Annotated in this window: 14 protein-coding genes; 2 read left to right on the top strand and 12 right to left on the bottom strand. The window is 31.5% G+C overall.

Features of this window, described 5'->3' with window-relative positions; translation table 11 throughout:
• Positions 1-91: 91 nt before the first annotated feature.
• From BT151_RS10535 to BT151_RS10515, 5 genes are all read right to left on the bottom strand, one after another.
• Positions 92-604, bottom strand: coding sequence for a hypothetical protein (locus BT151_RS10535; RefSeq protein WP_072401947.1), 513 nt, complete (start codon positions 602-604; stop codon positions 92-94).
• A gap of 161 nt (positions 605-765) precedes the next feature.
• On the bottom strand, positions 766-1,308 hold the full coding sequence (locus BT151_RS10530; protein WP_072401945.1) for a tetratricopeptide repeat protein: 543 nt from the start codon (positions 1,306-1,308) through the stop codon (positions 766-768).
• A 160-nt stretch (positions 1,309-1,468) separates the two neighbouring features.
• Positions 1,469-2,275 (bottom strand): anti-sigma factor, encoded by an 807-nt coding sequence (locus BT151_RS10525; protein ID WP_072401943.1) that lies wholly within the window; start codon positions 2,273-2,275, stop codon positions 1,469-1,471.
• The gene (locus tag BT151_RS10520; RefSeq protein ID WP_072401941.1) at positions 2,276-2,806 is read right to left on the bottom strand and encodes an RNA polymerase sigma factor; all 531 of its coding nucleotides are present in this window, start codon (positions 2,804-2,806) and stop codon (positions 2,276-2,278) included.
• Between the two features lie 93 nt (positions 2,807-2,899).
• Complete coding sequence (locus BT151_RS10515; protein WP_072401939.1) at positions 2,900-3,469, bottom strand: superoxide dismutase family protein; 570 nt, start codon at positions 3,467-3,469, stop codon at positions 2,900-2,902.
• Between the two features lie 125 nt (positions 3,470-3,594).
• Here BT151_RS10515 and hemN point away from each other — a divergent pair, with 125 nt between their 5' ends.
• Positions 3,595-4,959: an oxygen-independent coproporphyrinogen III oxidase gene (gene hemN / locus BT151_RS10510; RefSeq protein ID WP_072402638.1), complete on the top strand. Its 1,365-nt coding sequence runs from the start codon at positions 3,595-3,597 to the stop codon at positions 4,957-4,959.
• Positions 4,960-5,021: 62 nt separating this feature from the next.
• Complete coding sequence (locus tag BT151_RS10505; RefSeq protein WP_072401937.1) at positions 5,022-5,855, top strand: universal stress protein; 834 nt, start codon at positions 5,022-5,024, stop codon at positions 5,853-5,855.
• 58 nt (positions 5,856-5,913) lie between these two features.
• Here the strand turns inward: BT151_RS10505 and BT151_RS10500 are convergent, their stop codons facing one another.
• The 7 genes from BT151_RS10500 to ccoS all read right to left on the bottom strand — a co-directional run bounded on the left by BT151_RS10500 (position 5,914) and on the right by ccoS (position 12,305).
• The gene (locus BT151_RS10500) at positions 5,914-6,615 is read right to left on the bottom strand and encodes a sulfite exporter TauE/SafE family protein (RefSeq protein ID WP_072401935.1); all 702 of its coding nucleotides are present in this window, start codon (positions 6,613-6,615) and stop codon (positions 5,914-5,916) included.
• A gap of 1 nt (position 6,616) precedes the next feature.
• Entirely contained in the window at positions 6,617-7,063 is a 447-nt protein-coding gene (locus tag BT151_RS10495) for a FixH family protein (RefSeq protein ID WP_072401933.1), read from the bottom strand.
• A gap of 248 nt (positions 7,064-7,311) precedes the next feature.
• Positions 7,312-8,736: a cytochrome c oxidase accessory protein CcoG gene (gene ccoG / locus BT151_RS10490; RefSeq protein ID WP_072401931.1), complete on the bottom strand. Its 1,425-nt coding sequence runs from the start codon at positions 8,734-8,736 to the stop codon at positions 7,312-7,314.
• A 66-nt stretch (positions 8,737-8,802) separates the two neighbouring features.
• A complete protein-coding gene (locus BT151_RS10485) occupies positions 8,803-9,738 on the bottom strand; it encodes a cbb3-type cytochrome c oxidase N-terminal domain-containing protein (protein ID WP_072401929.1) in 936 nt (311 codons plus the stop codon).
• Positions 9,735-9,920 carry a cytochrome C oxidase subunit IV gene (locus BT151_RS18815; protein ID WP_072401927.1) on the bottom strand — a complete coding sequence of 62 codons (186 nt, stop codon included), beginning with the start codon at positions 9,918-9,920 and terminating at the stop codon, positions 9,735-9,737. The genes BT151_RS10485 and BT151_RS18815 overlap by 4 nt, the downstream gene beginning before the upstream one ends.
• A 5-nt stretch (positions 9,921-9,925) precedes the next feature.
• Positions 9,926-12,109, bottom strand: a complete 2,184-nt coding sequence (gene ccoN, locus BT151_RS10475) for a cytochrome-c oxidase, cbb3-type subunit I (RefSeq protein WP_072401924.1) — start codon at positions 12,107-12,109, stop codon at positions 9,926-9,928.
• 10 nt (positions 12,110-12,119) lie between these two features.
• Positions 12,120-12,305 (bottom strand): cbb3-type cytochrome oxidase assembly protein CcoS, encoded by a 186-nt coding sequence (gene ccoS / locus BT151_RS10470; RefSeq protein ID WP_072401922.1) that lies wholly within the window; start codon positions 12,303-12,305, stop codon positions 12,120-12,122.
• Between the last annotated feature and the right edge of the window lie 2 nt (positions 12,306-12,307).

The following is a 12,307-nucleotide window of genomic DNA, read 5'->3' as shown; positions in this document are numbered from 1 at the left end:
TTTAATGTTCGTTTATGAATATTAAGGACTCTCAATTTGTTTCAATATTTAATATAGATAGAGTTTTTTATGCTGTGTTAGCAAAAGTTTTTTATTCCTTATTCAAAAATTCAGTTACTAAATTATTCTTTTCAGATTCCATTTCGCAAGTCCAACTGTCTATAAACCATCTTCCATTTTCATAATGAAGTTGAATGCTATTTAGTCCTCTAATATTGGATTCAGTTTTTAGTTCAGTTCGAATTTCAAATGCACTCCAAACTTGCGCAATATTTCCAAACTTGCTAACTATTCTTTTTAGTTCCTTTTCATAAAAATCCTCTTTTGGTGATAATCCAATTGGTATATATTCAGCTTCCAAAGAATGAGTTTCCGCTTTTCCATTTTCATCAATTCTTGTTATAAAAGCATTTTTTGAATGAATATAATTATCTCTTTCAAATTCCCAAGGTTCACTGCTCGAGCCAGAAACAACATCATAATATGCATTTATTATCGCATCTACTGATTTTACGTCTTTTCCGTATTTTTCATTATTAGTTTGTCCAAAAAGTGAATTACAAGCGAAAATTATGCTAATTGATGTAAGAATTATTTTATTCATATCTAATGATTTTTCAAATTTTTGCTAACGTTCTTGTGTATGATTAGTTGCGTGGTTAAGCACCTAATTTAGTAAATAAAAACCGAATAGATAATCCGCAAAGATTTCCGTAAGTATTATAAAACCAAGCAATTAATTATGCACGTTGTTGGCAACTGGTTTTAATACTCACAATATTTTTTTGACAAATCAGTTATATTTTTTACCTCATAGTTTAATTCTTTGAGTATTTGTAAGTCCTCACAAATCGATTTTTTATAGAGAGAAGATATTTCAGTTTGCTTATATATTCTTGTAGGAGGAGTTAAATATGTGTCGGCTTTAAAATCTGGAGTAGTTTTGGCAATTTTAGTATATAATCTTAAGATATAAGCTTCTTTAAGATTGTTGTCTTGTAATATTATTTGAGAAAAATCTTGGATAGCTTTATCATATTCTTTGTTTTTTTTAAACTCTTTCCCTCTTTCAAAGTAAGCAGGTATAAAATTAGGTTCTATTTTTATACATTTAGTAAATTTTTTCAATGAGGCTTTTGATTTTCCTTTTAGACTTAATTTTTTACCACGATAATATATTTCTATTAATTCCGTATTTATTTTATTTTTTTCTATATATGTAGAGTCACTAAAGACTTCATTATAATTTTGACTAAATGAAGAAAATGTTAAAGTTAATGTAGTAATAAAAATTAAAAATCTTTTCATGTTATTTTTTTATTTCAACTTATTGCCAACAACAAAATAAACACACTAGTGTGCTTATTATATTATATACACACCTCTAAAATAATCAAAAAAATCTTTCGATATTAAAAAAAGGGAGCCTGTTTATGAGGTTAAAAAAAAGAAATGAATGCTAGAAATATTAAGAAACACTTACAACACCTAATGTATATAATTGTTCCATAGTTGGTGTTTCGCTACCGCCTGCTGGCTCTAAAGTAATACCAAAGGCTTCACTTTCGTTAGCGTTTTCAATTTCAAAAATCTTATTAGCGTCTGTAGTAAAACTATCTATGGTTCCTAAACTGGTAGGAGTTAGCGGGCTCAATTTTAAAGACCATACTTGATACACTTTACCTTCTGGGGGCTCTGGTAAACCTTGTGCATCTAAAAATATACGTTGTGAGGTTTTATCCCAATACACTTTAGCATAAGTACTGGCAAAATTACCTTGCCCTGCTAATGGTATTTTGGTAATATTATCATCACGTAAAACAGTTATTAAAGTATTAGCTTCTTCTAAACTGCTTTTAGAATTTTCAATTTGAGTTTCTAATAATTCTTGTTGCGTTTCCGCTACTTGTATATCAGATTTTAATGTGTTATTTTTGTTAAGGGTCCATAATAATCCTGCAGCTAAAACAATAGAAGCTGCCCAACCTGTATAGGTTAGCCAATTGGATTTAGGTTGTGCAATAGAAATAACTTTTGTGTCATTATCATTAAAACCTAATTGATTTTTTATAGCTTGGAACGTATCAACGCCACTTGTTTTTTGTGATACTGAAGCAGTTAGTTTTACTATTGAAGATTCAATATCTAAAACCTCTTGAAGTATTTCAGAGTGTTGTAGCATCAATTCATAGACTTCCTTATTTTCTTTTTCAGAAAGCACTCCTGCTACGTATAGCTCTAAAATTCCGGATTCTATGTAGGCTTTAATATCCATTTAATTTAATACCAAGTTTCTTAATTCTTTTATACAATTTCTGTTTCTAGTTTTAATAGTACCAATTGGCATATCAAGCTTTTTAGATGCTTCAAGCTGAGTGTAACCTTTAAAGTATATTAGTTCTATGACTGCTTTACATTTTTCGGCAAGCTTTCCAACAAACTTTTTTATACCTATAGCATCAGTTGAATTATCTAAACTTTCACTAGTTTCAAGTATATCTACGAAAAAATCTGAATCAAGGTTTTGTTTTGATTTTTTAAAGGCTTTAGAGCGGGTTTTATCTATAGCTGCGTTTCTTGCAATGTTTAAAATCCAAGTAAAAAAACGTCCTTTTTGTGAAGAGTAAGTACTAGCGTTATGCCATGCTTTAATAAAAACGTCTTGCATAACTTCTTCAGCAATATCATTATCTCTTACAATGTTATAAATAACACCTTGCATACTATCACGATACATATTGTATAATGATTCGAAAGCTTTTTCATCTTTCTGTTTAAATTTTTCTACTAGTGTTTCTAATTGCATTTAAGAAATTTGAGTTTTCGAAAATAATAAATAAAAAAGATAAAAGCTACTTATTTAAGTAGCTTTTAAATAATTGAATTATGTTTAATGTGTTTATTCAATAATACCTGCGCAACTTACTCTTGCACCTGCAGCACCAGAAGGTTGTGATGTGAAATCATCTGTTCCAGCATGCACAATAACACCTTTACCTAAAATGTCTTTCGTTTCATCACCACAGCCAATACACCACTCGTCTGTAGAGAATGTAATAGTGCCATTTCCATTTTCATCAGCGGTAAAATTACCTATGTCACCTTTATGATATCCTGTTGCTGCTCCCCATTTACCATGTGGTGCATTGGTAGGATTCCAATGGCCTCCAGCTGATGATCCATCAGGTGCTGTACAATCAGACGATGCATGAATATGTATAGCATGTTCACCAGGTTCTAAACCACTAATTATAGCTGTCATGCTTACAGTTCCAGCTTCTTCAGTAAAAACAATGTTTCCACTTACATTGCTATCGCTTTTGGCAGATAGTGCAACTTTAACTTTTTTAGGAGTCATAACGACTTCTTTTTTCATTTCTGTTTCAGTAGTTTTAGTTTCTTTTTTTTCTTTTTTACATGCTACAACACTTAGTGTTAAAGCAATTAAAAGGAGACTTATTTTTTTCATTTTGTTTAAAATTAATGTTTATCCGAAAGTTAAGGGTTTAATCAACCAATTGCAAATATAACACATGACATATATCATATTTTAAAATTTTAGATTCTTATAATTTTGAAATATAAATGTTAGGTATGTTAAATTCGTTAGTAAATAAATACAATGTAGCGGGACCACGCTATACAAGTTATCCAACAGTTCCATATTGGAATCAAGAAACGTTTTCATTAAAAAACTGGAAATCGTCTTTAATAAAATCATATAATGAAAGTAATTTAAAAGAAGGTATAAGTATATACATTCACTTACCTTTTTGCGAAAGTATGTGTACGTTTTGCGGTTGTAATAAACGTATAACCAAGCAGCATCAAGTTGAAAATCCTTATATAAATGCTGTTTTAAAAGAATGGAGTTTGTATTTAGAGTTGTTTGATGAAAAACCAATAATTAAAGAATTACATCTTGGTGGGGGAACACCAACATTTTTTAGTCCAGATAATTTAACCAAACTAATAACAGGTATTTTAATGCAATCTAAACTTGCAGATAATTATGAGTTTAGTTTTGAAGGGCATCCTAATAATACAACGCGAGAACATTTGCAAGCGCTATACGATGTTGGTTTTAGACGTGTAAGTTATGGTGTGCAAGATTATAATGAAAACGTACAAAAAGCCATACATAGAATTCAGCCTTTTGAAAAAGTAAAACAGGCTACCGAAATTGCTAGAGAAATAGGTTACACCTCAGTTAGTCACGATATTATTTTTGGTTTACCATTTCAAACCCTAAATCACGTTAAAGAAACTATTTTAAAAACAAAAGAATTATTACCAGACCGTTTGGCTTTTTACAGTTATGCACATGTGCCGTGGCAAAAGGGAAATGGTCAACGTGGTTTTTATGATGAAGATTTGCCAAACCCTAAGCTTAAACGCCAACAATATGAGTTAGGAAAAAAACTATTAGTAGAAGTGGGTTATGTAGAAGTAGGAATGGATCATTTTGCATTACCAACAGATGCTCTGTATCAATCTATGGTAGAGGGTGATTTACATAGAAATTTTATGGGTTACACCGCTTCAAAAACACAGGTTATGATAGGTTTAGGAGTATCTGCAATTAGCGATAGTTGGTATGGTTTTTCACAAAATGAAAAAGGTATTGAAGCCTATTATCATTTATTAAACGAAAATATTTTCCCGGTTTACAGAGGGCATATATTAAATGAGGAAGATTTGGTTATTCGCGAACATATTCTTAATTTAATGTGCCGCTTTAAAACCTCTTGGCATAATAATTCACTTAAATTTAATGAACTTCCAGAAGTGCTAATTAAATTAAATGAAATGAAAAATGATGGTTTACTAAATATGACTTCTAATAGTATTGAGGTCACTAAAAAAGGACAGCCATTTATAAGAAACATTTGTATGGCCTTCGATTTGTTATTGCAACGAAAACAGCCAAATACACAATTGTTTTCAATGACTATTTAATTAAATAAAAAATACTTTGATGAAAGCCATCGAAGAATCTTTCAAATTAAAAAAATGAAATCATGAAAAAAATTATTGTACCCATAGATTTTTCTGAACATTCAGAATACGCATTAAAAACTGCTGCTAAATTTGCTAAAAAATATAAAGCGGAGATTTTAGCATTACATATGCTAGAAATGTCCGATTTAATGCTAACAGCATCAGATGGACTTCAATACGAAAAAGCAAACTTCTTTATTAAATTATCTGAGCAAAAATTTGAAAAATTTTTAAACAAAGACTATTTAGATGGCGTAAAAGTAACTCCAATTATTAAGCATTTTAAAGTGTTTAGTGAGGTTAATGATGTGGCTAAAGTACACGACGCAGACCTTATTATAATAGGATCTCATGGTGCTAGTGGTTTTAAAGAATTTTTTGTAGGCTCAAATACAGAACGTGTTGTAAGACATGCAGAAATACCTGTTTTGGTTGTTAAGAATAAAGAAACTAATATAAATTTTGAAACCGTAGTTTTTGCTTGCGATTTCTCTGAAGAAGCAATTAAACCTTATCTCAATACACTTAAAATGTTTGATGTAATAAATTCTAAAATCTATTTTGTTTATGTGAATTTGCCTAATGAACGTTTTAAAAGTTCTACACAAATAGAAAAGCAAGTGGCTAAATTTTTGAATAAAGCAGATGGTAATATAGATAGAATGAAAGATGTACATTATGTGTCTGATTATACTGTTGAAGATGGTATTTTAAACTTTTCATTAAAAACGGGAGCAGATATTATAGTTATTCCTACACACGGTAGAAAAGGTTTAGCACATTTTTTTGAAGGAAGTCTAGGTGAAGATGTTGCAAATCATGCTACTTTACCAGTTATGACATTTAAAATTTAATTTTTAACTAAACTAACTATAAAAGGGAGTAACTAATTTGGTTGCTTCCTTTTTTTATTTAATAACAAGTCATACTATTTGAAACTATATCATGCACAGGAGCAGGAGAGATGTATGGAATGCCTAAACCTAAACCACGAAGAATAAATAAAACACCTATAAGTACTACAAAAACAGGAATAGCTTTCTGTATTTTTTGTCTAATATTAGCTTTTAAAAAATGACTAAAATAAATAGCAGTTGTCATTAAAGGTATGGTGCCCAATCCAAAAACAGCCATATATAAACTACCATTTAAAGCATTACCACCAGCTATAGCGGCAAAAACAGCCATATAAACTAAACCACAAGGTAAAAACCCATTAAGAAAACCAATGGTTAAAAAGGTGTCAGTTGTTTTTTTCTTTAAAGCGCTACCTAAAGCCGATTTTACTTTAGAGATGAGTTTGTAAATAGGTTTTGAGAAGTTGTATTTGTTAAATATTTTTTGCGGAATTAAAACTACTAAAATCATTAAAACACCTATAAATATAGATAGTTGTTGCTGAAAACCAAAAAGGTAAAGGCTTTTGCCAATCAACCCGAAAGTTAATCCAATAATACTGTAAGCTAAAAGTCTACCAAAGTGGTAAATAAATATTTGAAAAAATTTTCTAAAAGAATTAGTTCTATCAACAGGAAGCATAAAAGCAATAGGTCCACACATACCAATACAGTGAAAACTTCCTAATAAACCTAAAACAAATGCAGAAATAAGCATCTTAATAATTTATAATTTCTTTGTATAAATATGATTGACTATCATATTGCCAATCAATTTTTATGTTCCAACGACCATCTACCAAACGATTGTCAGGTATGAGCAAATTTTGTTTAGATAATGAAATAACAGTATCAAAATCTAATTGTTTGTTAGATGGTCTGTAAAGGAACACATTCCCAGTAATTTTTTTAAAATCTAAATTGCTAGGAAAGTAAATAACCAGTCCCTCAACTGATTTTGTATAAGTAATATTTTCGCTTAAATTCTTCGAGTTTTTTAACTTGTCAATGTCGTTTTGGTATGCTAATTCCTCCGCGTAATAATCCTCTGTAACTAAATCATGGGCATATTTATCATTCACATTCATGGTAATAATAAAATACATAATAAAGCTTATAAAGGCTATAAATGCTATAACAATTCCGGTTCCCCAATTAATTTTCATAATTCTTATTTTTCTCATCCTGAATTTATTTCAGAAAATTATTATTTCTTTTTATGGCATTACCCTCGTTCCTCAGGTCGAGCTTTCACAACTCGCTTCCTCCTTCGTCGGCGAGCTCAAACAGATTGTTCAATCCCTAATGCACTTGTCAATAAACTAATTACACCATTACAAAGTGAGCTTTTATTTACTGTAGCCATCTTATTAATTTAATAGACATTAGCAGGTTACACTTCCTCGTAATAACATTATCTGTAACTTCTTGGACCTAAAAAATTAGCCGTAGTAGTTTCAATAAGTTTATCGCCTTGGTAAACACCAATTTTAATTTTATTTCTATCGCCAGATAATGCCGAATTATTAATTTCAATAAACAATGTGCCTTTTGCTATCCCTTGTTTGGGTACAACAAAAGTATTGTGTGTTGCAACCAATTTTAATGTGCCTTTATGTGATAATAATTTAAAACTCACATTATTAATATCTTTAGTAGTTTTGTTTACTAGTTTATAAGTAAACACATTACTAATTATGTTGTTTTCTTTGTGTTCATATAATTGGCCTGGTAATCTTAAAACATTAGCTTCAATATCGTTTCTTAGAAACAACATGCCTGTTAATAAACCAATTAAAATGGCTAGTACAGCTATATAACCTTTAATTCGTGCAGTTAGTTTAAAAGGTGTTTTCTTTTCAATATTATCTTCACTAGCATAACGAATTAATCCTTTTGGTAGATTAATACTTTCCATAATATGATCGCATTCATCAATACAAGCCGTACAGTTTACACACTCTAATTGTGTACCATTTCTAATGTCAATACCTGTTGGACAAACGTTAACACATTGAAAACAATCTATACAATCACCATGACCCAAAGCTTCGCGGTCTTCGTTTTTTCTAATTTTTTTCCTGCCATTTTCACTTTCTCCACGTTTATGGTCGTAAGCCACAACAATAGATTTGTTGTCTAATAATACACCTTGTAACCTTCCGTAAGGACAAGCAATAATGCAAACCTGCTCTCTAAACCATGCAAATACAAAGTAAAAAACAGCAGTAAAAATTAGTAAAGAAATTAAGTTGCTAATATGACTAAAAGGGCCATCAGTTATATATTGAATCAGTTTATCGCTACCAATTAAATAAGCCAAAAACACATTGGCAATTAAGAAGGAAATAATTAAAAAGATAAATAATTTTAATCCTTTTTTTCTAATTTTTTCAGCATTCCAAGGTTGTTTCGAAAGTCGGATTTGTTTTCCTCTATCACCTTCAATCCAATACTCAATGCGTCTAAAAACCATTTCCATAAAAATAGTTTGAGGGCAAATCCATCCACAAAAAATGCGTCCAAAAGCTACTGTGAAAAGCGTGATAAATACCACGCCAATAATCATAGAAATAACAAACAAATGAAAATCTTGAGGCCAAAACGGGAAACTGAAAATATTAAAACGACGTTCTAATACATTAAACATTAAAAACTGATTCCCGTTTATTTTAATAAATGGTGCTAAAAGTAAAAATGCTAACAAAAAGTAACTAACCCACTTACGATATTCATAGAATTTACCACTAGGTTTTTTAGGAAATACCCAAGCACGTTTACCTTCTTCTGTAATCGTTCCAATGGAGTCTCTAAATGTTTCGTTTTCTGGGGTTTCCATTACTTCTGTTTTAAATAAGAACCAAAAATTTGTTTTTTTAGTTTAAACCTTGGTTTTTATTAGTAACTAATTAGTTGTCGTTATTGAGTCTATTTGTGTGGTGTTTGTTTCAGTTGTTTGTTGTGTGCTTTCATCAACCCAAAGATTTCCTTGTGGTTCCTTAGGATTTGCTGGAGTTGTACCTTGAAATGTTAATACATAACTAGCAACTTGTGCTATTTCTAATGGTTTTAGCTGTTGTTTCCACGAAATCATACCTTTACCAGAACGACCTCCTTGACTAATGGTTTTAAATACGCTTTTAATATCGCCACCTAAAATCCAGTGTTTATCGGTTAGATTAGGACCAATACCACCGCCACCATCTGACATGTGACACGGAATACAATTTGTTTCAAATACAGTTTTACCAGCACTTAAATCGGATGCATCGGTTAATACAGTAACCGTATTAACATCTACTAAGTTTTTAGCTGTTTTTTTGTAGGCTTCAATAGCAATTTTAGCATCTGCTAGTTCGGTTTCTAATTCATCATATTGGTTTTCACCATTAAAAACATGAAATCTTATTAAGTAAATTGCAGCAAAAACAATAGAAGCATAAAACCCCCAAATCCACCAAGGTGGTAAGTTGTTGTCTAATTCTTTTATACCATCATAATTATGATCTAAAATAATTTCAGCTTCTTCTTCAATAGGTTTTCCACCAGCAAGTTTTTTATAGATGTTTTTAATCCAAGTGAATTTATATTTAGTCTCTTTTTCTGCTAAAAAGCGTGCTTTGGCCTCTTCATCTAGTTTAAGAAGCATCACGTTTTCTAACGCACCAATAATGGCTTCAATAGCTATTAGAATAAGCATAACCAGTAAAAGGAATAATGATACTACAGGGTATTCTATAAATGCTGGCTTTTCACCTGAATCAATGATGAATTCTGTGAGGCCGAAAATGATGAAGAAAATAACAATAACGCGTATCCAGGAAGGGATTAGTTTTCTCATAATATATCGTCGTTTTGGTTGTCTAATGGAAGGTTACTAACTGTTTTTATATAATCTTTTTTAGCGGTAAAAACCCACAAAAAAAGCACTACAAAAAAGATGAAAAAGATAAGCAACGATATTATTGGGTATATTTCTATCCCTGCGATGCTATCCATATAATTTTTTACAAATTTTAACATGATTATTAATTTTGAGTTGTTTCTACTTTAATATCGGTTCCCAAGCGTTGTAAATAAGCAATGACAGCTACAATTTCTCTGTTTTTCATATCTACAAAAGGGTCACTATTTTCAGCTGCGTATTTTTTGTCTGCTTCGTAAGTTTTTGCGAAGTCCGGATCGGTATAAAGATTTTCTTCAATGTAGGTGCCTTGAGCTAACATATTAGCTTGGGCATTAGTTATATCTTCTTCAGAATAAGGAACACCTAAAGTTACCATGGCTTTCATTTTGGTTTCTATTTGAGATTTGTCTAACTCATTTTTAATCAACCACGGGTATCGTGGCATAATAGAACCAGATGAGGTACTTTGTGGGTCGTACATATGATTGAAGTGCCAGTTGTCTGAATATTTACCGCCAATTCTATGTAAATCTGGTCCCGTACGTTTGCTTCCCCATAAGAAAGGGTGATCATAAACGTATTCGCCAGCTTTTGAATATTCGCCATAACGTTCAACCTCACTTCTAAAAGGGCGTATCATTTGTGAGTGACAGCTTACGCAACCTTCACGAATGTAAATATCACGACCTTCTAATTCTAAAGGTGAATAAGGCTTAACACTTGCTATGGTTGGAATATTAGATTTTACCATAATGGTTGGAACAATTTGCACAATACCTCCAATTAAAATAGCTACTGTAGCTAATAATGTTAATTGTACAGGTCTGCGCTCTAACCAAGTATGCCAACCTTCAGAAGATGTACGTTTTTTAGTAACACGTTCTAAAGCGGGAGCTTCTGCTAAATCATCTTCAACTTTACTACCCTGTTTAATTGTTATGATAACATTGTAAACCATGATTAGCATACCTGTAATAAACAAAGTACCACCAATGGCACGCATCCAATACATTGGTATGATTTCAGTAACTGTTTCTAAAAAGTTTCCGTAAGTTAAAGTACCATCAGGATTGAATTGTTTCCACATACTAGCTTGAGTAAAACCTGCAACATACATTGGTAAAGCATACATAATAATACCTAAGGTGCCTATCCAAAAGTGAAGATTAGCTAACCCAATAGAGTATAATTTTGTTTTGAATAACCTAGGAACTAAGAAATAAATCATACCAAAAGTTAGAAAACCATTCCACGCTAAAGCACCAACGTGTACGTGAGCGATAATCCAATCGGTAAAGTGGGCGATGGCATTAACGTTTTTAAGCGATAACATGGGGCCTTCAAAAGTTGCCATTCCATAACCAGTAATAGCAACAACCATAAATTTTAAAACAGGATCTGTTCGTACTTTATCCCAAGCCCCACGAAGAGTTAATAATCCGTTTATCATACCTCCCCAAGAAGGCATTAATAACATTATTGAAAATGCAACACCTAAATTTTGTGCCCATTCTGGTAAAGCTGTGTATAATAAGTGATGAGGTCCTGCCCAAATGTATATGAATATTAATGACCAAAAGTGAACAATCGAGAGTCTATATGAGTACACAGGTCTGTTAGCTGCTTTTGGGACAAAATAATACATCAACCCTAAAAAAGGTGTGGTTAAAAAGAAGGCTACAGCATTATGCCCATACCACCATTGTACTAATGCATCTTGCACGCCCGCATAAACAGAGTAACTTTTTAATGCACTTACTGGCAATTCTAAACTATTAAATATATGAAGTACAGCAACGGTAACGAATGTGGCTATGTAAAACCAAATAGCTACGTATAAATGACGTTGTCTTCTTTTTAAAATGGTACCTATTAAATTCCATCCAAATATTACCCAAACTATAGCAATAGCAATATCAAAAGGCCATTCTAATTCGGCGTATTCTTTTGAACTTGTATAACCTAATGGCAAGGTTATAGCCGCTCCAACAATAATAAGTTGCCAACCCCAAAAGTTAATTTTACTTAAAACATCATTAAACATTCTAGCTTTAAGTAAACGTTGGGTAGAATAGTACACACCTGCAAAAATAGCGTTCCCAACAAAGGCGAAAATTACCGCATTGGTATGCAGTGGACGTAATCTACCAAAACTTAGCCATGAAATGCCATCGGTTAAGTTTGGAAATAAAAACATAAAAGCCAGTAGCAACCCTACTGACATGCCCACAACGCCCCAAAACATGGTAGCATAAATAAAGTTTTTAACGATTTTATTATCGTAATGAAATTGTTGCATTTCCATATTATAGTTGTTAATCTTTTTTGGTTAGTATTGTTTTATTGGTTTTTTCTTTAACAAGTTCATCTTCAAACAACATGCGTACTGATGGTGTGTAACTATCATCATACTGTCCTTTTTTTACAGCCATTATAAAAGCGATAAAAAAACCAACAGCTACAGTAATGCTAATTGCTAATAAAATGTATATAACACTCATAC

Source organism: Flaviramulus basaltis, assembly GCF_900114265.1.
GTDB lineage: Bacteria > Bacteroidota > Bacteroidia > Flavobacteriales > Flavobacteriaceae > Flaviramulus > Flaviramulus basaltis.
The sequence above is the reverse complement of the archived record's forward strand: the minus strand, read 5'-3'. Positions and strand labels throughout refer to the sequence as shown.